Source organism: Pseudomonas jessenii (assembly GCF_002236115.1).
GTDB lineage: Bacteria > Pseudomonadota > Gammaproteobacteria > Pseudomonadales > Pseudomonadaceae > Aquipseudomonas > Aquipseudomonas jessenii.
In genome coordinates this window covers 563700-588852 of the sequence record NZ_NIWT01000006.1, presented here as the reverse complement: position 1 = coordinate 588852, position 25153 = coordinate 563700, and the positions used below count along the sequence as shown (strand labels likewise).

20 protein-coding genes are annotated in these 25153 nt (G+C 60.7%); 14 read left to right on the top strand and 6 right to left on the bottom strand.

Annotated features, from left to right (window positions below; all coding sequences use genetic code 11):
* Positions 1–195: 195 nt before the first annotated feature.
* From gcbA to PSJE_RS22645, 14 genes are all read left to right on the top strand, one after another.
* A complete protein-coding gene (gene gcbA / locus PSJE_RS22715; RefSeq protein WP_057712158.1) occupies positions 196–1866 on the top strand; it encodes a diguanylate cyclase GcbA in 1671 nt (556 codons plus the stop codon).
* Positions 1867–1918: 52 nt separating this feature from the next.
* On the top strand, positions 1919–3865 hold the full coding sequence (locus PSJE_RS22710; RefSeq protein WP_090452923.1) for a methyl-accepting chemotaxis protein: 1947 nt from the start codon (positions 1919–1921) through the stop codon (positions 3863–3865).
* A gap of 172 nt (positions 3866–4037) precedes the next feature.
* Positions 4038–5783, top strand: a complete 1746-nt coding sequence (locus PSJE_RS22700) for a protein-disulfide reductase DsbD (protein ID WP_090452921.1) — start codon at positions 4038–4040, stop codon at positions 5781–5783.
* A 132-nt stretch (positions 5784–5915) separates the two neighbouring features.
* Positions 5916–6371 carry a type II 3-dehydroquinate dehydratase gene (gene aroQ / locus PSJE_RS22695; RefSeq protein ID WP_007971361.1) on the top strand — a complete coding sequence of 152 codons (456 nt, stop codon included), beginning with the start codon at positions 5916–5918 and terminating at the stop codon, positions 6369–6371.
* Positions 6372–6395: 24 nt separating this feature from the next.
* Positions 6396–6860 (top strand): acetyl-CoA carboxylase biotin carboxyl carrier protein, encoded by a 465-nt coding sequence (gene accB / locus PSJE_RS22690; protein WP_008053948.1) that lies wholly within the window; start codon positions 6396–6398, stop codon positions 6858–6860.
* 17 nt (positions 6861–6877) lie between these two features.
* Positions 6878–8236 (top strand): acetyl-CoA carboxylase biotin carboxylase subunit, encoded by a 1359-nt coding sequence (gene accC, locus PSJE_RS22685; RefSeq protein WP_057712161.1) that lies wholly within the window; start codon positions 6878–6880, stop codon positions 8234–8236.
* Between the two features lie 281 nt (positions 8237–8517).
* Positions 8518–9396, top strand: a complete 879-nt coding sequence (prmA, locus tag PSJE_RS22680) for a 50S ribosomal protein L11 methyltransferase (RefSeq protein ID WP_090452919.1) — start codon at positions 8518–8520, stop codon at positions 9394–9396.
* Between the two features lie 30 nt (positions 9397–9426).
* Positions 9427–10680, top strand: coding sequence for a DUF3426 domain-containing protein (locus PSJE_RS22675; protein ID WP_090452917.1), 1254 nt, complete (start codon positions 9427–9429; stop codon positions 10678–10680).
* 184 nt (positions 10681–10864) lie between these two features.
* Positions 10865–11875, top strand: coding sequence for a tRNA dihydrouridine synthase DusB (dusB, locus tag PSJE_RS22670; RefSeq protein ID WP_057712163.1), 1011 nt, complete (start codon positions 10865–10867; stop codon positions 11873–11875).
* Positions 11872–12192, top strand: coding sequence for a DNA-binding transcriptional regulator Fis (gene fis / locus PSJE_RS22665; RefSeq protein WP_015093301.1), 321 nt, complete (start codon positions 11872–11874; stop codon positions 12190–12192). The genes dusB and fis overlap by 4 nt, the downstream gene beginning before the upstream one ends.
* Positions 12193–12274: 82 nt before the next feature.
* Positions 12275–13882 carry a bifunctional phosphoribosylaminoimidazolecarboxamide formyltransferase/IMP cyclohydrolase gene (gene purH, locus PSJE_RS22660; RefSeq protein WP_057712164.1) on the top strand — a complete coding sequence of 536 codons (1608 nt, stop codon included), beginning with the start codon at positions 12275–12277 and terminating at the stop codon, positions 13880–13882.
* A 149-nt stretch (positions 13883–14031) separates the two neighbouring features.
* On the top strand, positions 14032–15327 hold the full coding sequence (gene purD / locus PSJE_RS22655) for a phosphoribosylamine--glycine ligase (RefSeq protein WP_090452915.1): 1296 nt from the start codon (positions 14032–14034) through the stop codon (positions 15325–15327).
* A gap of 100 nt (positions 15328–15427) precedes the next feature.
* A complete protein-coding gene (locus PSJE_RS22650; protein WP_090452913.1) occupies positions 15428–18205 on the top strand; it encodes a hybrid sensor histidine kinase/response regulator in 2778 nt (925 codons plus the stop codon).
* A gap of 65 nt (positions 18206–18270) precedes the next feature.
* Entirely contained in the window at positions 18271–18867 is a 597-nt protein-coding gene (locus tag PSJE_RS22645; RefSeq protein ID WP_090452911.1) for a MarC family protein, read from the top strand.
* 67 nt (positions 18868–18934) lie between these two features.
* On the opposite strand, the gene PSJE_RS22640 is transcribed toward PSJE_RS22645, so the two are convergent.
* The 6 genes from PSJE_RS22640 to cobG form a co-directional block, all read right to left on the bottom strand.
* Positions 18935–19663: a hypothetical protein gene (locus PSJE_RS22640; protein WP_090452910.1), complete on the bottom strand. Its 729-nt coding sequence runs from the start codon at positions 19661–19663 to the stop codon at positions 18935–18937.
* A gap of 54 nt (positions 19664–19717) precedes the next feature.
* Entirely contained in the window at positions 19718–20533 is an 816-nt protein-coding gene (locus tag PSJE_RS22635) for a hypothetical protein (RefSeq protein ID WP_235863930.1), read from the bottom strand.
* Positions 20534–20755: 222 nt separating this feature from the next.
* Complete coding sequence (gene cobJ / locus PSJE_RS22630) at positions 20756–22462, bottom strand: precorrin-3B C(17)-methyltransferase (RefSeq protein WP_090452908.1); 1707 nt, start codon at positions 22460–22462, stop codon at positions 20756–20758.
* Positions 22462–23193 (bottom strand): precorrin-2 C(20)-methyltransferase, encoded by a 732-nt coding sequence (locus tag PSJE_RS22625; RefSeq protein WP_033063580.1) that lies wholly within the window; start codon positions 23191–23193, stop codon positions 22462–22464. The genes cobJ and PSJE_RS22625 overlap by 1 nt, the downstream gene beginning before the upstream one ends.
* Positions 23193–23819 carry a precorrin-8X methylmutase gene (locus PSJE_RS22620; RefSeq protein ID WP_057712171.1) on the bottom strand — a complete coding sequence of 209 codons (627 nt, stop codon included), beginning with the start codon at positions 23817–23819 and terminating at the stop codon, positions 23193–23195. The genes PSJE_RS22625 and PSJE_RS22620 overlap by 1 nt, the downstream gene beginning before the upstream one ends.
* The gene (gene cobG, locus PSJE_RS22615; RefSeq protein ID WP_090457730.1) at positions 23812–25119 is read right to left on the bottom strand and encodes a precorrin-3B synthase; all 1308 of its coding nucleotides are present in this window, start codon (positions 25117–25119) and stop codon (positions 23812–23814) included. The genes PSJE_RS22620 and cobG overlap by 8 nt, the downstream gene beginning before the upstream one ends.
* Between the last annotated feature and the right edge of the window lie 34 nt (positions 25120–25153).

The following is a 25153-nucleotide window of genomic DNA, read 5'->3' as shown; positions in this document are numbered from 1 at the left end:
CCCGCCAAGTGCCCTGATTCAGGTACTTCGCCCCTTAAAACCGCGACTTGAAAGGCTAGAACAAGACCGGCCAGTCACAAACTGAATAAAGACACATTGCAGATTATTGACGTACAGCACTCATGTAATGGAAAAGTGGTGCTAGCATAGAGCCACCACTCGACCTCAGTGTGCACCCTAACTAGTAGTCAGGATATGACCGAGCCAGAAGATCCCAGCCGCGAGCGCCTCAAGCACCACTTTGCCCAGCGGGTAATTCATCAGGCTCGTCAGATTCTTGAGATATGGCAGCGCCTGCAACGCAGTGAGTGGTCCACCGCCGACCTTTCGGAACTGAGCGAGGCCAATCTGCGCCTGCTGCGTTTCGCCGAGCGTTTCGAACAACCGGAACACTCGCAACTGGCACGCCACATCGGTCAGTCACTGGAAGCGGTCGACGCCAATCGCGGACGCCTGAGCAGTGGCCTGATCACCGATCTCAACCGCTTGATGCAGCGCCTGTCACGCACCGGCCTGCGCCATGGCGACCAACTCGATCAAACCTTCCTGCCGCCGCTGCGCAAGCCCATCTACGTGATGTTGCAGGATCACGACCGCGCCGAGCGCCTGGCCAAACAACTGGAATTCTTCGGCCTCAGCGCCCAGTCCCTGGACAGCGTAGACGCGTTTCGCTCATCGATGGTCGAGCGCATGCCGGCGGCGATTGTCATGGACGTGGACTTCAGTGGCACCGGTGTCGGCCTGAAACTGGCCGCCGAAGCCCAGGAAGGCCTCGATCATCAGCTGCCGCTGCTGTTCTTCAGCCTGCACGAAACCGACACCCCGACCCGCCTGGCCGCCGTGCGTGCGGGCGGCCAGGAATTCCTTACCGGCACCCTCGAAGCGTCGAGCCTGCTGGAGAAGATCGAAGTCCTGACCTGCGTTGCCCAGTACGAGCCTTATAAAGTGCTGATCATCGACGACTCCCGCGCCCAGGCCTTGCACACCGAGCGTCTGCTCAACAGCGCCGGGATCGTCACCCGCACGCTCATCGAGCCGATCCAGGCCATGGCCGAACTGGCGGACTTCCAGCCGGACCTGATCATCCTCGACATGTACATGCCGGCCTGCACCGGTACGGAACTGGCCAAGGTGATCCGCCATAACGACCGTTACGTCAGCGTGCCGATCATTTACCTGTCGGCCGAAGACGACCTGGACAAGCAGCTCGACGCCATGAGCGAGGGCGGCGACGACTTCCTGACCAAACCGATCAAGCCCCGGCACCTGATCACCACCGTACGCAACCGCGCGGCCCGGGCACGCAACCTCAAGGCACGGATGGTCCGCGACAGTCTCACCGGGTTGTACAACCACACGCATATCCTGCAATTGCTCGAAGACTGTTCGTTCCGCGCCCGCCGCGAAAGCAAGCCGCTGAGCTTTGCCATGCTCGACATTGACCACTTCAAACGGGTCAATGACAGCCACGGCCACCCCATGGGCGACCGGGTGATCAAGAGCCTGGCGCTGTTTCTCAAGCAACGCCTGCGCAAAACCGATTTCATCGGCCGCTACGGTGGCGAAGAGTTCGCCATCGTCATGCCGGATACCGATATCGAAGCGGCCTACAACGTGCTCGATGAAATCCGTCAGCGCTTTGCCGAGATTCACTATCCCGCGCAACCCGAGGATCTGTGGTGCACCTTCAGTGCCGGAGTGGTTGAGCTTTGCGAAAGCTCCGACAGCCTGATGATGGCCAACCAGGCGGACGAAGCGCTGTATCGCGCCAAACACGGCGGACGCAATCGCGTACAGGGCGCACGCACATCAAAGCAAAGTGCCACTTTTTTATCGGAATCGACCGATACGGTCATAACCCTGTAACAGAAACGCAATAACTTCAGGCACTTACCATTTCTGCCGTTGGTAGTCCGTAATGCGCCTGAAGCTGCTAACCAATCTCAATACCCTCCTTCTGGTGGCCGTGTGCGTGGCCCTCGGCGCTACGCTGTGGTGGTCGCAGAAAGCCCTGGAGCGTCCATATCTATTAATGGAGCGCTACCTGGGCCTGTCGCAGCAATTTCAGAATGACGTCGCCCGCAGCATTGAGGATTACCTGGGCAGCGGCGATGCGCTGCGCCTGAGCAGTGCCGCCCAAGGCATCGACAGCCTGCAAAAAGAACTCGGCGAATTGCCACCGGCCTTGGCCGAGGCGTTGCGCCCCAGCCTGTCGACCCTTGAAGAATTCAGCAAGACCGACCTGCTGGCCGCCGGCAAACTGGCAGGCGATCCGCAGGCCTTGCTGCTGCAGGCCGAGCGGGAACTGGGCGCCAGTCTCGATCAACTCAGCCAGTACGCCAGTGGCAATGCGGCCTACCTCACGCCGCTGCTCACCGCATCGCAACACTTGGGAAAATTGTCCCTGACCCGGGACAAACTGGTCAGCAGCGGCCGCAGCGAACTGGCCGCCGATGTCGAACGCGAAGTGGCCAACATCCGTATCCAGGCAGAGAAACTCGACGCCCTGCCATTGCTGGGCGTGACCACCAGCAGCGAGTCGAACACTGATGATTTCGCCTCGATGATGGGCCTGGAGAACAAGGAAAAAACCGTCGCCGAAGATGCCGGCGTCGGCCTCAAGCGCGAGCTCAACAGCCTGCTCATCCGCTATCCGGCCGAGCTCTCGCGCACTCGCGATCAAATCCGCAAGCGCGCCGACCTCAGCGCGGCGACCCACCTGAAAATCGCCGACGTGCAACAGGCCATTGCCGGGATGGAGCCGGTGGTGCGCGCCCAGCACGGGCAGATCCAGGGTGAAGTACGGCTGATGCAAGGCGTGATGATCGGCTTGATTCTGTTGATCGCATTGCTGATCGACACCCTGCAACGCAAACTCGCACGGACCCTGACCAACCTCGCCCCGGCCCTCTCGACTTGGGCCGAAGGCGACTTCAGCCGCGACATTCAACTGGGCAACACCAACCGCGAATTGCATGACATTGAAGCCTCCCTCAACCGCTTGCGCGCTTATCTGGTGGACCTGGTGGGGACCATTCGCCGCAACGCCGAACAAGTGGCCGGCAGCAGCCGCACCCTGGCCGACCTGAGCAACGACCTGCATGACGGTGCCGAGCATCAGGCTGGCGACACGGCACTGATCCGCGACTCCCTCAGCGAACTGGAAGCGACCATTCAACAAGTCGCCGGCGACGCCAGCCAGGCCGCCGAAGCCAGCCGCCACGCCGGCCTGGCCGTGGAGCATGGACAGAAAGTCATTGGCCTGAGCCTCACCGGCCTGCATGCGCTGGTGGATGAAGTGCAAGGCAATGCGCAAATGATCGAACACCTGGCCGAAGAGTCGGCCACCATCGGCGGCGTGTTGACGGTGATCCGCTCGATTGCCGACCAGACCAACCTGCTGGCCTTGAACGCCGCCATCGAGGCGGCCCGGGCCGGGGAAATGGGCCGAGGTTTTGCGGTGGTGGCCGAAGAGGTGCGCTCACTGGCGCAACGTACCGCTGGGGCCACCGCAGAAATCCAGACGCTGATCGCAGGGCTGCAAACCGCCGCGCGGCAATCGGTGGAGGGCATGCGAGCCCAGGTCGAACACGCCGAAGCCACGGCCAGCCAGGCCCAGGCCGCTGATGGCGCGCTGGATAAAATCGTCGGGGCGATCCAGACCATTTCCGACACGGCGGTACGCATCGCCGATGTCACCGCCCAGCAAAGCGGTGCTGTCAGCGAAATCCGTGACCACAGTGAGCGGATTCACCAGCTGGGCGGGGATAATTTGCTGCGCATTGGTGAAGGGCGTGAACAGGGAGAAAATCTTCTGGTGCTGGGTGGTCGATTGCATACAGCCGTTCAGGCCTTCCGCGTCTGATAGACCGCCATCGCGAGCAAGCTCGCTCCCACATTTGATTTGTGCACGACGCAAATCCCCTGTGGGAGCGAGCTTGCTCGCGATGGCGTCAGAACAAACACCTCAGACTCCCCTCCTGCATATCACGCCGCCGTCCGCTATCATCCCCCCAATTCCGATACGCGAGATCGTCATGCGCCGCTTGCTCTGCCTGTTGTTTTTAGTGTTCGTCCTGCCGGCTAGCGCCACTGGCTTGCTGGAGAACCGGCCCAGCTCAAGCCTGGGCTCGATCAACAACAGCGCCGACTTCCTGCCGGTGCGCGAAGCTTTCCAGCTGAGCCTGGTAGACAGCACACCGCAATCGATCAAGTTGCGTTTCGTCGCCACCGAAGGTTACTACCTCTACCGCCACCGTTTTCAGTTTCGCGCCGACCCGGCCGATGTCCTCCTCGGCGCGGCGAAACTGCCCGACGGCCAGAAAAAGCACGATGAATACTTCGGCGATGTCGAGGTCTACCACGGCATTCTCGACGTTGAGTTGCCGCGCACCGACCAACGTGCCTTCACCCTGGTCGTGACCTATCAGGGATGTGCCGACAAAGGCCTGTGCTATCCGCCGGAAACCGAGCGCCTGAGCATCGACGGCAGCGGCGCTCCGGCGACGGCTTATCAATGGAGCTGGCGCGAACTGGCGTTGTTTTTCCTCGCCGGCCTGGGCCTGACGTTCACGCCGTGCGTGCTGCCCATGCTGCCGATCCTTTCCGGGGTGGTGCTGCGCGGTCAGGTCGGTGGCTGGCGCGGTTTCAATCTTTCACTGGCCTATGTGCTGCCGATGGCCGCTTGTTTTGCCCTGCTCGGCGCCCTGATGGGCCTGTTCGGCGCCCAGCTCAATCTACAGGCGCGGCTGCAATCGGCCTGGGTGCTGGTGCCGTTCGCGATGTTTTTTGCCGTGTTTGCCTTGGCGATGTTCGGCGTCTTCGAACTCAAGCTGCCGCATGTCATCAGCAGTCGCCTGGACCGCATCGCCGGCCGCACCAAAGGCGGCTCACTGTTGGGCGCCGCAGTGTTGGGCGTGGTCTCCAGCCTGCTGGTTTCACCCTGCGTTTCGGCACCATTGGCCGGGGCGCTGCTGTACATCAGCGCCAGTGGCGATGCGCTGGGCGGCGGCTTGAAACTGTTCATGCTCGGCCTCGGCATGGGCGCGCCGCTGTTGCTGGTGGCCACCGGTGGCGCAGCCTGGCTGCCGAAGAGCGGTCCGTGGCTGATCTACGTGAAAAACGCGATTGGCGTGTTGTTGCTCGGGTTGGCCGTTGGCCTGCTCGGCCGCGTCTTGCCGGGCCAGGTCACCTTGCTGCTGATCGGTTTGCTGGCCGGCGGTGTCGGCCTGTTCATGGGTGCGCTGGAGTTCGTCTATAAACCACCACGCAAACGCCTGGGGCAATTGTTCGGCATGTTCCTGCTGTTTTACGCACTGGCCTGCTGGTATGGCGCCTTCAGCGGCCAGACCGATCCGTTCAACCCGATCGGCCAGCCCCGTATCGCTGACAACAACGGACCTGCGCAAAACACCAGCACCTGGCAAACCGTCAGCACTTCCGCCGATCTGGACCGCGTGCTCGCTGAGGCCCGGTCGTCCGGTACACCGCTGCTGCTCGACTGGTACGCCGACTGGTGCATCAGCTGCAAGGTCATCGAACGCGAGGTACTGGATGACCCTGTCGTCATCGAACGCCTCAAGGGTTACCGGCTGATCCGCTTCGACATCACCGCCAGCAACGCCGAGCAACGCGCCCTGCTCGATCGCTACCAGTTGTTCGGCCCCCCGGCCCTGATGTTTTTTGGCAAGGATGGTGTCGAACGCGCCGATGTGCGGGTGATCGGCGAGATCAACGCCAGGGACTTCGCCGAACGTGTAATCAGGGCGAATGACCAATTTTAATCAAGCAGTCATATATTTCGCGCAAACATCGGTCATCGTGCTGGCTATTGCAGAGAACTGGACAGTCACAAAGGCTTTGCGGCATAGTCGCCGGGTTCTGACAATTGCTCACAGATAACATAGGAACCGCCGATGGCGACGTTACTCGTTCTGCACGGACCCAACCTGAACCTGCTCGGCACTCGCGAACCGGGCACCTACGGCGCCACGACGCTGGCGCAGATCAACCAGGACCTGGAACGCCGTGCCCGCGAAGCCGGTCACCATTTGCTGCACCTGCAAAGCAACGCCGAGTACGAATTGATCGACCGCATCCACGCTGCCCGCAGTGAAGGCGTGGACTTCATTCTGATCAACCCAGCAGCTTTTACACATACAAGTGTCGCATTACGTGACGCGCTGCTGGCGGTGAGCATCCCATTCATCGAAGTGCATTTGTCTAACGTGCACAAACGCGAACCTTTCCGCCATCACTCTTACTTCTCCGACGTAGCGGTGGGAGTGATCTGCGGCCTTGGCGCCAGCGGTTATCGACTGGCCCTGGAGGCCGCCCTGGAACAGCTTGAACAACAAGTTAACCGCCCCTGACCGACCCTTGGGAGTTGATGATTCATGGATATCCGTAAAGTTAAGAAACTGATCGAATTGCTGGAAGAGTCCGGCATCGACGAGCTCGAGATCAAGGAAGGCGAAGAGTCCGTACGCATCAGCCGTCATAGCAAGACCCCGGCTCAGCAGTACTACGCGCCAGCTCCAATGCATGCTCCGGCTGCCGCGCCTGTCGCTGCCGCCGCTCCGGTTGCCGCTGCCGCACCTGCCGCCGCCGCCGCGCCAGCACTGAACGGCACCGTTGCCCGTTCGCCGATGGTCGGTACGTTCTATCGCAAGTCTTCGCCAACCTCGCCGTCCTTCGTGGAAGTCGGCCAGACCGTGAAGAAAGGCGACACCCTGTGCATCGTTGAAGCCATGAAGATGATGAACCACATCGAAGCTGAAACCAGCGGTGTGATCGAATCCATCCTCGTCGAAGACGGCCAGCCGGTTGAGTACGACCAACCGCTGTTCACCATCGTTTGAACCGCGGAGAGCCTTTGATGACTGCGAAGTTGGAAAAAGTTCTGATCGCCAACCGCGGTGAGATCGCCCTGCGGATCCTGCGCGCCTGCAAAGAGATGGGCATCAAGACCGTCGCCGTTTACTCCAAGGCTGACAAGGAACTGATGCACCTGGGCCTGGCAGACGAATCCGTCTGCATCGGTCCGGCATCGGCCGCCCACTCCTACCTGCACATTCCGGCAATCATTGCCGCAGCCGAAGTGACTGGCGCCACCGCCATTCACCCGGGCTACGGTTTCCTTGCGGAAAACGCCGACTTCGCCGAGCAGGTCGAGAAATCCGGCTTTGCGTTCATTGGCCCGAAAGCCGAAACCATTCGCCTGATGGGCGACAAGGTATCGGCCAAGCACGCCATGATCGCTGCCGGCGTACCGACTGTTCCGGGTTCTGACGGCCCGCTGCCGGAAGACGAAGAAACCGCTCTGCGCATTGGTCGCGAAGTCGGTTACCCGGTGATCATCAAGGCCGCTGGCGGCGGTGGTGGTCGCGGCATGCGCGTTGTGCACAAGGAAGAGGACCTGATTGCCTCGGCGAAACTGACCCGCTCCGAAGCAGGCGCGGCGTTCGGCAACCCGATGGTCTATCTGGAAAAGTTCCTGACCAACCCACGCCATGTGGAAGTTCAGGTGCTTTCCGATGGCCAGGGCCAGGCTATCCATCTGGGCGACCGCGACTGCTCGCTGCAACGTCGTCACCAGAAGGTTCTTGAAGAGGCGCCGGCACCAGGTATCGACGAAAACGCACGTGAGGAAGTACTCGCACGCTGCGTCAGGGCTTGCATCGATATCGGCTACCGTGGCGCAGGCACTTTCGAGTTCCTGTACGAAAACGGCCGCTTCTACTTCATCGAGATGAACACTCGTGTCCAGGTAGAGCACCCGGTTTCGGAAATGGTCACCGGCATCGACATCGTCAAGGAGATGCTCAGCATCGCCGCCGGCAACAAGCTGTCGTTCACCCAGGATGACGTGGTCATCCGCGGTCACGCGCTGGAATGCCGGATCAACGCCGAAGACCCGAAAACCTTCATGCCAAGCCCGGGCACGGTCAAGCATTTCCACGCTCCAGGCGGCAACGGCGTTCGCGTCGACTCGCACCTGTACAGTGGCTATGCGGTTCCGCCGAACTACGATTCGTTGATCGGCAAGCTGATCACCTACGGGGCAACCCGTGACGAAGCCATGGCGCGCATGCGCAATGCGCTGGACGAGATCGTGGTCGACGGGATCAAGACCAACATCCCGCTGCACCGCGACCTGACCCGCGATGAAGGCTTCTGCAAAGGGGGCGTGAACATTCACTACCTCGAGCACAAGCTGGCTGGCGAGAAGCACTAAGCTTCGACCCGATCAACAAAGCCGCCTTCGGGCGGCTTTGTTGTATCTGGACATTTCATCCGACTGCCCCCCCCTGTGGGAGCGAGCTTGCTCGCGATAGCGTCGGCAAATCCACTATCGATGTCGACTGATAGACCGCCATCGCGAGCAAGCTCGCTCCCACAGGGGTATGTGTCGATGTACAGGGCAAGCCACTCCCACAAAACCTCCGCGCTCGCGTAAACTTGCGCGCTTCTCGCAGCCCGCTAGGCTGCAATCAATATTTTTCAAAGGTGCCCGCCATGCCTTGGCTGCAAGTCCGTCTCGCCATCAGCCCAGAACAAGCCGAAACCTATGAAGACGCTTTCCTTGAAGTGGGCGCCGTATCGGTGACCTTCATGGACGCCGAAGATCAGCCGATCTTCGAGCCGGAACTCAACACCACGCCGCTGTGGTCCCACACGCACCTGCTGGCCCTGTTCGAAGGCGGCACGGAGCCAGGCCCGGTATTGGCCCATCTGGAGCTGCTGACCGGCAGCCCGTTGCCCGAGCACCACAGCGAAGTGATCGAAGACCAGGACTGGGAACGCAGCTGGATGGACGGATTCCAGCCAATGCGTTTCGGCCAACGCCTGTGGATCGTGCCGAGCTGGCACGCCGCGCCGGAGCCTGATGCAGTGAATTTGCTGCTGGACCCGGGCCTGGCGTTCGGCACCGGCACCCACCCGACCACCGCACTGTGCCTGGAATGGCTCGACGGCCAGGACCTGAAAGACTGCAACGTGCTGGACTTCGGCTGCGGCTCGGGGATTCTGGCGATTGCCGCCCTACTGCTGGGCGCCAAGGAGGCCGTGGGTACCGACATCGACGTACAGGCGCTGGAAGCGTCCCGCGACAACGCCGGGCGCAATAACATCGCTGATGAACTGTTCCCACTGTATCTGCCGGAAGATTTGCCGCAGGTTCAGGCCGATGTGCTGGTGGCCAACATTCTCGCCGGCCCGCTGGTTTCCCTGGCGCCGCAGCTGTCGGGCCTGGTCAAGTCGGGCGGGCGCCTGGCGCTGTCGGGCATCCTCGCCGAACAGGGTGACGAAGTCGCTGCCGCCTACGCCAGGGACTTCGATCTGGACCCGATCGCCAATCGCGATGGCTGGGTGCGCATCACTGGCCGTCGGCGCTAGAATGATCGCCTGCATAATCCGGATCGCCGCATGACCGACAGCTTCGTCACCCAGTGCCCGCATTGCCAAACCAGCTTCCGCGTCAGCCATGCCCAGTTGAGCGTGGCTCGCGGGGTGGTTCGTTGCGGCTCCTGCCTGCAGGTGTTCAATGCCGCCAGGCAGTTGCTTGAGCAGGCCGGCAAGGAGGCACCGGTCGCGACGCCGCTCCCGCCTGTGCAGCCTGAGGAGCCCCTTGAGCCATCGCCACCGCGCGCCATCAGCCAAAAGCAATGGAGCGCGACCGAACTGGACCTGGACAGTCTCGACCTCGACGAAGAACTCGCCCGGCTCGAACAGCGGGAAATCCAGCCGGCCACCGAACTCGGCCGCCATCGCGACGACTCGCTGAGCGCCCGTCGCGACAGCGCCGGGCAGGACGACGAGGAGCCGTGGTCCGACAGCCTGTTCAGTGCGTCGGCGGCCGATCGTGCGCCAGTCGACGAACCGCTCGACAGCCTTGAAACACCAGAGCCGGCGGTCGAAACGAGCAAAACCTCACGCACCGAACCTTCGCTGTCCCTGGAACCGGTTGATCTCGACGACGAATCGCAACCACCCCATTTGCGATTGCACGACCCTCTTGATGCGCCGCTGAACCACGAACGCCTGTCGGCCGCCGACGAGAGCGAAATCGACGACAACCTGCCCTCGATAGAACCGCTGCGCAAGCGACGCGAGCGCAGCGAACCGGGCGTGCGCGCCGAAGCACTGCAAGACCTGACCGACGACCCGCTGCAACTGGACTGGCAAAAACGCCGCTCACCTTGGGGCCGACGGCTGTTGTGGTTGCTGCTGGTGCTGATTGCCGCTGGCGCCCTCGCTGGCCAGTACATCGCCTACCATTTCGACGAACTGGCGCGACAGGATCAATATCGCCCGTGGTTCCAGCAACTGTGCCCGCAGATCGGCTGCACCGTGCCCTCCAAAGTCGACATCGCGAAAATCAAAAGCAGCAACCTGGTGGTGCGCAGCCACCCCGAGTTCAATGGCGCCCTGGTGGTCGATGCGATCATCTATAACCGCGCGCCCTTCTCCCAGCCCTTCCCGCTGCTGGAACTGCGCTTCGCCGACCTCAATGGCCATCTGATCGCCAGTCGTCGCTTCAAGCCTGGCGAGTACCTCAATGGCGATCTCGAAGGCATGGCGGAGATGCCTCCGCAAACGCCGATCCACATCGCCCTGGACATTCTCGACCCGGGTGCCAAGGCCGTGAACTACAGTCTGAGCTTCCACTCTCCGGAGTGAAACGCTTCATTACTCCCGGATTAACGCCGGCTTTCTGACTGTTCCAGGCGAACCAAACCACGGGTAATAACAGAGTAACTGTTCAGAATTTGTTCAATTCAGCCTTTATCCAGTCATCGAGAGCGGGTATCATGCCAACCCTTTTTCGAACTCTCATGATCCGGCCCCACAACAGGGAAGTCCTATGTCGGCGGTACGCATCGGCCCATACACATTACATAACAGCTTGATTCTCGCCCCCATGGCGGGTGTCACCGACCAGCCCTTTCGTCAGCTGTGCAAGCGCTTGGGCGCGGGACTGGTCGTCTCGGAAATGGTCACCAGCGACATGAGTTTGTGGAACACCCGCAAGTCGCGCATGCGCATGATCCACGAAGGTGATCCCGAGCCACGCTCGGTACAGATCGCCGGTGGGGACGCGCAGATGCTGGCGGACGCCGCCCGTGCCAACGTTGAAATGGGTGCGCAGATCATTGATATCAACATGGGCTGTCCGGCAAAAAAAGTCTGCAACAAGGCTGCCGGTTCCGCACTGTTGAAGGATGAACCCCTGGTAACCGAGATCCTGCAGGCCGTCGTGGCTGCGGTCGATGTGCCGGTTACCCTGAAGATCCGGACCGGTTGGGACCGGGACAACAAGAACGGCCTGACGGTGGCGAAGATCGCCGAACAGGCAGGCATTACGGCGCTGGCGGTGCATGGCCGCACCCGTGCCGACCTGTACACCGGTGAAGCCGAGTACGACACCATTGCCGCAATCAAGCAGGCGGTGTCGATTCCGGTCTTCGCCAATGGCGATATCGATTCGCCGGAAAAAGCCCGGTACGTGCTCGACGCGACCGGTGCCGATGGCCTGTTGATTGGCCGGGCTGCCCAGGGGCGGCCATGGATTTTTCGCGAGATCGACCATTTCCTGCGTACCGGCGAGAAACTCCCGGCGCTGGAACTGATCGAGGTGGAACGCATTCTGCTAGAGCATCTGGCTGCCCTGCACGCCTTCTATGGTGATGTCATGGGCGTGCGCATTGCTCGAAAGCATGTGGGCTGGTATCTCGCAACCCTGCCGGGCGCCAGGGAGTTTCGCGCCCACTTCAATCGTTTGGATGGTACGGATGCACAATGCGCCAACGTTCGGGCGTTTTTCGCCGAGCGTTACAAGAGCCTGACAGGGGACGGAGAGTGGGTGGCCGCATGACGATGATGACCGAGACTTTAGTGAGTGGAACAACACCCGTGAGCGACAACGTGAATTTGAAACAGCACCTCAATACGCCAAGCGAAGAAGGTCAGACCCTTCGCGGGAGTGTCGAGAAGGCGCTGCACAATTATTTCGCCCACCTTGAGGGCGCTGCCGTCACGGATGTGTACAACCTGGTGCTCTCCGAAGTCGAGGCTCCCCTGCTCGAGTGCGTGATGAACTACGTCAAGGGCAACCAGACCAAGGCCAGCGAGATGCTCGGGCTTAACCGGGGCACGCTGCGCAAGAAACTCAAGCAGTACGATTTGTTGTAAGCATTCAATCAAACCAGAAAGGCGCCCGCGTAAAACCGGTCGCCTTTTTTGCTGACTTCCTTTGCTTTTGATGGAAATTGAGATGACCGACCAGACTACCCGCCTGCCGATCCGCCGCGCCTTGATCAGCGTTTCCGACAAGACCGGGATCCTCGAATTCGCCAAGGAGCTTGAAGCCCTGGGCGTCGAGATCCTCTCCACCGGCGGGACGTTCAAGCTGCTGCAGGACAACGGCGTTGCCGCAGTGGAAGTCGCGGATTACACAGGCTTCGCGGAAATGATGGACGGCCGGGTAAAGACCCTGCACCCGAAAATCCACGGCGGGATCCTCGGTCGTCGCGGTATCGACGACGCCATCATGAACGAGCACGGCATCAAGCCGATCGACCTGGTAGCGGTCAACCTGTACCCGTTCGAAGCCACCATCAACAAGCCAGGCTGCGACCTGCCGACCGCCATCGAGAACATCGACATCGGCGGCCCGACCATGGTCCGTTCCGCCGCCAAGAACCACAAGGACGTGGCCATCGTGGTCAACGCCAGCGATTACGCCAGCGTCCTGGAAAACCTCAAGGCCGGTGGCCTGACCTACGCCCAGCGTTTCGACCTGATGCTCAAGGCCTTCGAGCACACCGCCGCCTACGACGGCATGATCGCCAACTACATGGGCACCGTGAACCAGTCTGCCGACACCCTGAGCACCGAAGGTCGCAGCGAGTTCCCGCGTACCTTCAACAGCCAGTTCATCAAGGCCCAGGAAATGCGCTACGGCGAGAACCCGCACCAGAGCGCGGCGTTCTATGTTGAAGCCAAGCCTGCCGAAGTCGGCATCGCCACCGCGACCCAGCTGCAAGGCAAGGAACTGTCGTACAACAACGTGGCCGACACCGACGCCGCGCTGGAATGCGTGAAGAGCTTCGTCAAGCCGGCTTGCGTGATCGTCAAGCACGCCAACCCGTGCGGCGTGGCTGTCAGCCCTGATGCCGAAGGCGGCATCCGCAAGGCCTACGACCTGGCCTACGCCACCGACACCGAATCCGCCTTCGGCGGCATCATCGCCTTCAACCGCGAACTGGACGCCGAGACTGCCAAGGCCATCGTCGAACGTCAGTTCGTCGAAGTGATCATCGCTCCGTCGGTCAGCGAAGAGGCCCGCGCCATCGTCGCTGCCAAAGCAAACGTACGCCTGCTGGCCTGCGGCGAGTGGTCCGCTGACCGCGCGGCGGCCTGGGACTACAAGCGCGTCAACGGTGGCCTGCTGGTACAGAGCCGCGACATCGGCATGATTGGCGCCGACGACCTGAAAGTGGTGACCAAGCGCGCACCGAGCGAGCAGGAAATCCATGACCTGATCTTCGCCTGGAAAGTTGCCAAGTACGTGAAGTCCAACGCTATCGTCTACGCCAAGAATCGCCAGACCATCGGTGTCGGCGCCGGCCAGATGAGCCGCGTGAACTCCGCGCGTATTGCTGCAATCAAGGCAGAACATGCCGGTTTGCAGGTTCAAGGTGCAGTCATGGCATCCGACGCATTCTTCCCGTTCCGCGACGGCATCGACAACGCGGCCAAGGTCGGTATCACTGCAGTGATCCAGCCAGGCGGCTCGATGCGTGACAACGAAGTGATTGCTGCAGCTGATGAAGCCGGCATCGCCATGGTGTTCACCGGCATGCGCCACTTCCGTCACTGACAGCACAGCACTCCCCTGTAGGAGCGAGCTTGCTCGCGAAGAACGACTAGACGCCACAGTGTTTCAGACACCCCGCGTTATCGTTAACCACCATCGCGAGCAAGCTCGCTCCTACAGTTCCCAGATTTGCGTCATCCGAGGTTTTTGAAATGAATGTTTTGATCATTGGCAGCGGTGGCCGTGAACACGCCCTGGCCTGGAAAGTGGCTCAGGATCCGCGCGTGCAGAAGGTGTTCGTGGCGCCGGGCAACGCCGGTACCGCCATCGAAGCCAAGTGCGAGAACGTCGCCATCGACGTACTGGCACTCGAGCAACTGGCAGACTTTGCCGAGAAAAACGTTTCCCTGACCATCGTTGGCCCTGAAGTGCCGCTGGTTGCCGGTGTTGTGGATCTGTTCCGCAGCCGTGGCCTGGATTGCTTCGGTCCGACCGCTGGCGCTGCGCAGCTGGAAGGCTCGAAAGCCTTCACCAAGGACTTCCTGGCTCGCCACAAGATCCCGACCGCCGATTACCAGAACTTCACCGAGATCGAGCCGGCCCTGGCTTACCTGCGTGAAAAAGGCGCTCCGATCGTGATCAAGGCCGATGGCCTGGCCGCCGGTAAAGGCGTGATCGTCGCCATGACCCTGGCCGAAGCCGAAGACGCCGTGCGCGACATGCTGGCGGGCAATGCCTTTGGCGATGCGGGTTCGCGCGTGGTCATCGAAGAGTTCCTGGACGGCGAAGAAGCCAGTTTCATCGTCATGGTCGACGGCAAGAACGTCCTGCCGATGGCCACCAGCCAGGACCACAAACGCGTCGGCGACGGCGACACCGGTCCAAACACCGGCGGCATGGGTGCTTACTCCCCGGCGCCAGTGGTCACCGCCGAAGTGCACAAGCGCGTCATGGACCTGGTGATCTGGCCGACCGTGCGCGGCATGGCCGAGGAAGGCAACGTCTACACTGGTTTCCTGTACGCTGGCCTGATGATCGACAAGGCTGGTAACCCAAAAGTCATCGAATTCAACTGCCGCTTCGGCGACCCTGAGACCCAACCGGTGATGCTGCGCCTGCAGTCGAGCCTGGTGCTGCTGGTCGAGGCTGCTCTGGCCCAGGCGCTGGACAAAGTAGAAGCGCAATGGGATCCACGCCCGAGCGTCGGAATCGTGCTTGCCGCTGGCGGCTATCCTGGTGACTACGCCAAAGGCGTGGCCATCAAGGGGCTGGATGCAGCCGCCGCACTGGAAGGCAAAGTCTTCCACGCCGGTACTGCGCTCAAGGACGGTCAAGTCGTAACGGCCGGCGGTCGGGTGCTTTGCGCAACGGCCATGGGCGCCAGCGTTGACGCTGCACAGCAGCAGGCCTACAAGCTCGCGGCTTCGATTGACTGGGAAGGCTGCTTCTATCGCAAGGACATTGGCTACCGCGCCATTGCCCGCGAGCGTGGCGAAAATCAGGAATAAGGTAAACACCGCGCCAGGCAATGAACACTGTTTATTGCCTGGCTATTCCGGCGCCGCGCATCGTTATATTCTGGCATCAACCTAACGAAGGGATTTCGCCGTGCGCTGGCTCAGGATTGCCATAAGCTTGACCGTCACTTTGCTGACCTTGCTCTGCATGCTACCGGCCCAGGCCGCGCAAGGCAGTGGCTGGGCGGTATTGCTCGACGAACAGGGCGACCTGCAACTGAGCGACATCCGTTCCGCACGTTACACCAATCAATTCAGCCCTATCGAACTCGACCACATTACCGCCGCCGAACCCGATGGCGCGTTATGGTTGCGATTCAGGCTTGCACCGGGCAAACATGAACAGTTGCTGCGCGTGTTCGCACCTGACCTGCGCCAGTTCAACATGTACGTACTGGACGGCGACAAGCTGATCGATCAATCCAGCACGGGCAACGAACACCCCCAATCCGAGCGACCATTGCCCAGCAGCGACTTCATGCTGGCCCTGCCGCAAAGCGACACCCCCCTCGACGTATACCTGCGACTGGCCTCCGACCACCAGTTACGACCCTACATCACCCTGCAGTCAGCGATCAACTCGGCCGCCAACCAGAACCAGACGCTGATTTATGGCCTGCTGTTCGGTTGCATCGCCATGCTGATCCTGCACAACCTCATCCGCTACGCCTACACCCGCTCGCACAGCGCCCTCTGGTTGGCGACGTGCGAAGGGCTGTTGATGCTCAGTCTGCTGTTGTTGCTGAATCTCGCCGGCCCCTGGCTGCCGGACTGGCATGCACTGCAAACGCCGGGGGCTTACCTGGCATTATTAATGACTGCCCCCTGCGGCCTGATGCTTGCCTATCGCTTCTTCGCCCCGCTCGGGCCGCATCCGCTGAACCGGTTGCTGCTTGGCGAGGTCGTGCTGATCACCGCCTGCAGCCTGATGCTGCTGTTCGTCAATACCTTGCCGCTGAACTTCATCACCTACGGCCTGGTAGCCCTGGCTGGCCTGACCATGCTGTTCATCAGCGCCTATCACTGGCAAAAAGGTTATCGCCCGGCTCGCCTCTTCGTGGCGGCCATGGTGGTGTTCAACCTCGGGACACTGGTCATCCTGCCTGCTCTGTTGGGGCTGACCCTGATCGAACCCCATGGCCTGATCACCACATTGCTGGCGTTCATCTGCATCAGCGGCCTGTTGATGAGCATTGCACTGAGCGAGCGCCAGCGACGCATCACCGAAGACCGCTTCAGCATCAGTCGTGACCTGGCGGCCAGCAACGCCGAGATCAACGCCAAGGCCGAGTTCCTGGCGAAAATCAGCCATGAAATCCGCACCCCGATGAACGGCGTCCTCGGCATGACCGAACTGCTGCTGGGCACACCGCTATCGGTCAAGCAACGCGACTACGTACAGACGATCCACAGCGCCGGCAACGAACTGCTGACACTGATCAACGAAATTCTCGACATTTCCAAACTCGAGTCCGGACAGATTGAACTGGACGACGTGCAGTTCGACCTCAACGCGTTGATCGAAGACTGCCTGAGCATCTTCCGCGCCAAGGCCGAGCAGCAAAACGTCGAGTTGATCAGTTTCATCCAGCCGCAGGTGCCGCGGGTGATCAGCGGTGACCCGACACGCTTGCGCCAGACGCTGTTGAGCCTGCTTGAAAACGCCCTGAAAAAAACCGATGAAGGCGAAATCCTGATCGTCGTGGCGCTCGACGAGCGCAACACCAAACCACGCCTGCGTATCGCCGTACAGGACAGCGGCGAGCCCATGGACGCCGAAGAGCGCGACGCTCTGATGCATGCCGAACTGCACAGCCGGCATTTTCTTTCGGCCACCCAGTTGGGCGGCAACCTGGGGCTGGTGATAGCCCGCCAGCTGATCCGCTTGATGCAGGGGGAATTCGGGATCAAGAGCGGCAACAACCAGGGCAGCACCCTGTGGCTGACCCTGCCGCTGGACCCGGATCGCCTCGAACACCCGACCTCCGACCTCGACGGCCCGCTGCAAGGTGCGCGGGTATTGGTGGTGGATGACAATGACACCTGTCGCAAGGTGCTGGTGCAGCAATGCAGCGCCTGGGGCCTGAACGTCAGCGCCGCATCTTCCGGCAAGGAGGCGCTGGCCCTGCTGCGCACAAAGGCTCATTTGCGCGATTACTTCGATATAGTCTTGCTGGACCAGAACATGCCCGGCATGACCGGCATGCAACTGGCGGCCAAGATCAAGGAAGATCCGAGCCTGAACCATGACATCCTGCTGATCATGCTCACCGGCATCAGCAACGCACCGAGCAAGATCATCGCGCGCAACTCCGGGATCAAGCGCATCCTGGCCAAGCCGGTTGCCGGCTACACCCTCAAGACCACTCTGGCCGACGAACTGACCCAGCGCAACAAAGGGCTCGTCGCGACCCAGCCCGTGCCAATCGGCCCGACGTTGCCGGTCAAGGTCCCCTGCGACTTCCGCATTCTGGTGGCTGAAGACAACAGCATCTCGACCAAGGTGATCCGCGGCATGCTGAGCAAGCTCAACCTGCAACCGGATACCGCCTGCAACGGCGAAGAAGCCCTGCAGGCGATGAAAGCCCAGCGTTACGACCTGGTGCTGATGGACTGCGAAATGCCGATCCTCGACGGCTTCTCGGCCACCCAGCAATTGCGTGCCTGGGAAGTCGGCAACCAGCGGGTTCGCACCCCTGTGGTGGCGTTGACCGCCCATATCCTTGCCGAACACAAAGAGCGTGCGCGCCAGGCTGGCATGGACGGACACATGGCCAAGCCGGTGGAACTGTCGCAGTTGCGCGAACTGATCGAACACTGGGTCGCCCAGCGTGATCAGCAGAAACGCACGACGACCCCAACGTCCTGAGCCGACAGACGTCGCAACCCCTGATAGACTCCCCCTCGACTTCCCTCGCCAGTGAGCCCGGCACCATGCTCCATGTGTTGTTCAGCGTTTATCTGAAGATGCTGGTGCTCTACAGCCCATTCTTCGTGTTGTCCTGCTTCATCAGCCTGACCCGTGGTTATTCGCGCAAGGAACAGCGTCGGCTGGCCTGGAAAGTAGCGGTCGCCACCCTGGTCTCCAGCGTTCTGCTGTACTTGTTCGGCCGAGTGATTTTCAGTGTGTTCGGCATTACCGTGGACGCCTTTCGTATCGGTGCCGGCAGTGTGCTGTTCATCTCGGCGCTGGGCATGGCGCAAGGCAAATCGGCGGTACAGACCGATAATGTGCAGCAGGATGTCACCATCGTTCCATTGACCATCCCGCTGACAGTCGGCCCCGGCACCATCGGTGCCTTGCTGGTGATGGGCGTGAGCCAGCCGCACTGGGACGACAAGCTCACGGCCATTGTCGGCATTGCCCTGGCCAGTTTTACCGTGGGCGTGGTGCTGTTTTTGTCCAGCCGCATCGAACGGATTCTCGGCGACCAGGGGTTACAGATCGTCAGCCGATTGATGGGGTTGTTCGTGTGTGCACTGGCGGCACAGATCATCTTCACCGGGGTCAGGGGCTACCTGATTCCTTAGCCCGTCATGTCTCTCACCGTTCTTGTTCTCGGTCTCCCCTTGAGCGGTGTCGGAAAACCGGCATCAATCAACGAGGAGACTGCACAGCGTGCTCGCTGACCTTGATGCACAGTGCCTGTCGTTGCGACCCTAACCACAGCACTGTGTCTTCTCTGAATGCCTTGTATTCGTCGACCGAAAACCGCGAATGAAGGAACGAAGTGCTCACACCTCCCACAACGCGACTCAAGGCAAAATCCTGCCTGATGAACTGGCGATCTATCGGCTGACCCGTTTCAAAAAACACCGAAGCCAACGTCAGGAAGCCATCAGCCTCGACAACGCCTGCCAGCACTCTCACGCGATGATGGCGGTTGCCGGCGTAATGACCTGCCGTGCTCGCCGATTCAGTCTCGACAGTCATGATCGATTGCCCACGGAAAACACCGGCTGCCACCGACGTCTCCGGCAATTGCGCGACCCTGCGCAAAGCACTTGCCGTCAGCACGATCTGCTCAGCGGACAGACTTGATTGAAAGGCCGCATGGACAGCGTCCTGTATTGAGAAAACCGTAACACCTGCAACCGGGAACATTCCCGAAGTTCTCCCTTGATTGTGGAACTTCCAACCACAGGCAACCAGCGTATCCACAAATACATCGGTCCATTGAGCGTGGTTCCTGCCGCCTGGAAAATCTTCCTCTGCCGCGAGTTGCGCAAATAAAATAGTGTCAAGGGCGTCCTGCCCGACTGCAGCCGACAACGACGTCGACAACAGCAAAACGCTGCCTGAATTTATCAATACGGAATACGCCATACGCTTTCCTTTTTTCAAGAAGGCCAGAGACACAAAGCCTCTGGCCTTGCCCCTTCACTTGCGCCGGCTGAAACGCTTGACCAGAACTTCCTTTCGGTGAACGCCAAGATACTCTTCGATATCCGACTTGATTTCCGCATAACGGACGGGATTGAAAGTAATGAACGACTTTCCGTGAAAAATATCCAGAGAGGACGTCTTCCAATCAACAAACAGCAAGCCGCCGTCCTTCCCCCCACCCTGATGATCAACCGCGCCTATCGCAATCAGGATAATTCCGTTTGCCATTTGTTCGCAGGGAATAGTGGACAAGCGCACGCCTTCGGCATTCTTCGACTCAAGATTCAACAGGTTGATCGCCTCAGGCTCTTTCTTCAATGCATCCAATGTAGAGCTGGTCACTGCACTGAGCACGGAGGCCCCTGGAATTGCAGCCTTTGCGGCTTCGACGGCCGCCTGAATAATATCGACCATGACATTATCCATCGTTACCTTAAGCGAAGTGGCGCTGTATTTTGAATAGCCTTTATCCGGCACGAAACATCCAAGATCCTCCATGCACTTTGTAAACGCATGGTACCAAGCCTTGGGATCCTTACTATCAGAAACCTCGTAAGTTGCTTCCATCTTCGACATGGTGATCAAGTTTTCAATAATCGCCATATTCTCGAGACTTATTTTGTCTCCGTACCCGACTAGACTGTTGCCAAGTACCACCGCGCTGAGCTCCTTTGTAGGGCTCGATGCAATCGACAAAGCCAAGGACCTTACACGCGGCCTGCCAGCCAAGGCAACTTTACGCTTCTGAATGCACTTTCTTACAAAGTCAACGCGTTGCGAAACACTTACCGCACTCTCAAAATCATCCACAAACAATACTCCTTTATATATTAATAAGCGCCCCATCCGGGAGCGCCCTGAATCTAACCCGCCCTATCCAGACTATCAACAGCGACTAAATACAACATATGTACCTCAATCAATATTTACTAAGAGCACATACAACTCATACAAATAAAGCACGCAAGACAACCGGACCGTCATTAACCTATGACGATCCGGTTTTATCCAATAAATAAAAAATACTTACTGTTATAGGGGGGTGAGCTTATCGCCATAGCTGCGCGGCGTGTACACCCACGTACTGCCATCGAGGCGAGGAATCACGCGCGTTGTCGAAGAGCCGATGAGTACCATGGTCCGCATGTCCACCTGATCGACACTCAGTTGACCGAGTGTTGTCACCCGCAAGGTCTGACCCGGACGGCCGATGTCCCGCCCCAACACAACCGGAGTGGCCGGTTCACGATGCTGGCCAACAATCTCCAGCGCCCGCCCTAATTGCCACGGCCGCGAACGTGAGATCGGGTTGTAAAAGGCCAGAGCGAGATCGGCTTGAGCGGCCAGATCCAGGCGTTTTTCAATGATCGACCAAGGCTTGAGGTTGTCCGACAGCGACAGCACACAGAAGTCATGCCCCAAGGGCGCACCGGCCTGGGCAGCCGTTGCCAACGAAGCAGAGACACCCGGCAAAATCTCAAGATCGACGCTGTGCCAGATGGCATCGCTAGACTCGTGAAGCGCCTCAAGCACAGCGGCTGCCATGGCGAAGACACCCGGATCGCCAGACGACACCACCACCACCGACCGACCTTGGGCAGCCAGTTCAAAGGCGTGACGGGCGCGCTGCATTTCTTCACGGTTATCGGTGCAGTGCAGGATCTGATCAGCCCGGAACGGCCCGGCCATGCGCACGTAGGTCTCGTAGCCGAGAACATCGTTGGCACGAGCCAGTTCCGCCTTCACCGCCGGCACCATCAATTCGGCAGCGCCCGGCCCGAGACCAATCACCGCCAGGCGCCCGCGAGGGCGGCCGATCTGCAAGGGGTCCAGCGGCTGCTCGGCGACCGCAATGGCAATAGTGTCATCACCAACGATGGAGACAGGCTGCGCTATGGCATGCCGCAGCAGTTCACTGGCCGCACCTGCAGCACTGACAAAACGCAATGGCACACCCAGCTCAAGCGCAGCTTCGCGCAGCGCGGAGCTGGCCATTTCGGTGTCGGCGGCCAACAGGCAAGCCATCGATTGCACGGCGATTCCGGCCTGATGCAAAGCCTCGCGAATGGTCCCCGACACATTGCTCGATTCGCCCGTGACGGCAACCAGCACGTTGCGTGGATAGATCAACAATTCGTTGGCGGCTGGCTCGCGCTCGGTATGGCCGACGTGAACGGTCAGCCGCGCCTGCTCATTTTCAGGCAACTGCACGTGTGCCAGCCACGGAGCCTCACCCTCAATGCGCACCGTTTCGCCGGCGAGCAAATCGGAAACGAAACGCTTGCCCAACTCCAGATCACCAAGGGCATAGCCACTGGGCGGGTTGAGCAGGCACGTGCCGAAACGCAACTCGCCGCTGGTGGTGATCGCCGCCGCGACTTCCAGCGCGGCGGCAATCTCCCGCGCCATCACATTTACCCCACCAAGACCACCCAGCAGTGGAACCACGGCGCTGCCGTCTTCGGCTACCGCCAACACCGGTGGTTCGGCGCCTTTTTCCAGCAACAAGGGCGCCAGCGTGCGGATCACGATCCCGGCCGCGCACAGGGCAATGATCGGTGTGCCCTGTTGATAGAGTTCGCGCAGGGTCGCACCGAACTCCTGATAGGCCCGATCCGCACCTTCGACCCGTTCGGCCAAGCCATGGATCAGGGCGCCGGGATACACCTGCTGAATACTACGCGCGGTGGCGAGGCTGCCATTGCCAAGAATGACAATCGCCGGAACTGGACGGGTCATCAGCCTTGCCACCTTTCACCAGGAACGATGATCAACGAGAAGTACGGCGAGGACATCGGCTCGACCTGATCCAGCGGCACGATCTTCTGATTGGCCATGGTCGCGCGCTCGACGTACAACGCGCGCTCGGCCAAGCCGAGTTCTTCCAGCACTTGGCGAACCTTGGGAAAGTTGCGCCCAAGCTTCATGATCACCGCCGCATCGGCATCGGCCAGGCGACGCTTGAGTTCGTCGTGCGGCAACACACCGGACAACACCGACAGACTCTGATTGCGATACACCAGCGGCGCACCGAGCACCGAGGCCCCGCCGAGCATCGAGCACACACCGGGCACGACTTCGGCCTGATAACGCTCGGCGAGCCGGTCGTGCAGGTACATGTAGGAGCCGTAGAAGAACGGATCGCCCTCGCAGATCACCGCCACGTCGCGACCGGCATCGAGATGCGTCGCCAATTCGTCGGCTGCGTCATCGTAGAAGTCGCTGATCACTTGCTCGTAGGACAACGGTGCCGGCAAGGCTTCGGTGGTCACCGGGTACACCAGCGGCAACAAGTTCTGCGCTTCCTGCAGATGCGCCTCGATGATACCGAAGGCGTTGCCTTTCTTGCCCTTGGCCACGAAGTACGCCACCACTGGGGATTCGCGCAGCAAGCGCAGGGCCTTGACGGTAATCAGTTCCGGATCACCGGGACCGACGCCGAGGCCGATCAAACGTCCAGGTTGCTGCATCATTCGATCTCCGTGGCGAGGGCATTGACGGCGGCGGCGGCCATGGCGCTACCGCCCAGGCGACCCTGCATGATGACAAAAGGCACTCCACGGCTGTCAGCCGCCAGCGCGGCCTTGGATTCGGCGGCGCCGACGAAGCCCACCGGAAAACCGAGGATCAGCGCCGGTTTTGGCGCACCGGCGTCAAGCATTTCCAGCAAGTAAAACAGTGCCGTCGGAGCGTTGCCGATGACCACCACGCTGCCTTCCAGATGCGGGCGCCACAGTTCCAGCGCAGCGGCTGAGCGGGTGTTACCCAAATCACGAGCCAGTTCCGGAACACTCTCGTCGCGCAAGGTGCAGATCACCGGATTGTTCGCCGGCAACCGCGCACGGGTTACGCCTTCGGAGACCATCCGCGCATCGCACAAAATCGGCGCGCCGGCCGCCAGGGCATCACGCCCGGCCTTGCCCGCACCTTCGGAAAACTGCAGGCCGTCGATGGCCTCGACCATACCGCAGGCGTGAATGACACGGACCGCGAGTTTCTCCAGATCGTCCGGGATTCGGTCGAGGTTGGCCTCGGCGCGAATGATCGCGAAGGAGTTGCGATAGATCTCCTGACCGTCGCGGATGTAATCAAGCATCAAGGGGGCTCCGTGAGCGGGCGTCGAGCAGGGCCGCGACCGCTTCAATAGTAAGGTTGCGTGCGTGCAGCGCGCCGAAACCCGGCTGCGCTGCATCGCGAAAATAGAGGTCGTAGTGACCGTGGGCGACGGCCAGTAATGTGACGGGCGCCGTATGCGCGGCGGCGCAGGAGCGCGCGCACCCGCTCAAATGGACACTCGGCGTTTGTCCGTGACGTTGCAGCAATGTAGCCAGTTGCAAGGCATCACCCTTGGTCTCGGCCAGGCTTTTACCGCAGCCGTTTGAGCCGGTGCAGGCGATCAACCGGGACAATGGCAGATCGGCTTCGCACTGCAAGCCCAGACATTGCAATTGCCGAATGACCTCAGCGGCGTTTTCCGTGCGGACATTGGGCAACAGCAGGCTTTGCCAAGGCGTGAAGCGCAGACTGGAATCACCGAACTCCCGCGCCAGTTGTGCCACACCCCGCAGCATCGCCGGATCGAGTCGCCCCAGCGGCGGGACGGCTCCCACATAGACAACACCGGACTCGGCCTGGGGATGGGCACCCATGTGCAAATCACTGGCGCCCGAAACCCGTTGCCAACCGATAACGGCCTGCAGCGGCACTCGCTCAGCCAGTCGAAGCACAATGTCCCTGATCGGGTATTCGGCCAGCAAATGGCGCATTCGCGTCTGCTCGGGGCGCGCCAGTTCAAGGAACAACTCAAGGACCGCGACTACCAGCGCGTGCCCGTCAGCCAGTGCAACCGAACCGGCGGGGCTGTCTGTCGGGCATCCCGCCAGACCGAACGCCAGCCGTCGCTCGCCGTCTTGTTCAAACGCCGAGAGCCACAGGTCATGGGGATGCTCGAGCATCGTCAGGTCTTCACCGCCATCAAGCTGCACGGCGAACTTGGCACTGAGGTCGTGGAACGCTTCGTGGTTTTGCAGTGTGGTGAGGATCTGCCCGGCCAGCGGGCGGGTGTCGAACACCATGCGCCGATCGATCCCGGCACCGGGGCTGAGCATCAGGTTGCGCACATCGTCGCCAGCCGCCGTACGCGGCCCCAGATCGGCGGCCAGCAGGCTGTCGATCAACGCCGCTTGCTGGTTGCCAATGCCGCGGATCTGCAGGTTGGCCCGGTTGGTCGCCTCGATCGTTCCGCTGGCATATCGCTCGGCGGCATCGGCCACAGCGATTGCCTGGTGCGCACGGATGGCGCCACCGTCGAGTTTGATCCGGCAAATACCACCGTCCAATGCCTGGACGACACGCAACAACCCGGGACAGGCGGAAGGGCGCAAGCGGTTGGGTATCTGACGTGACTTCACAGGACGACCGGTACAAGAC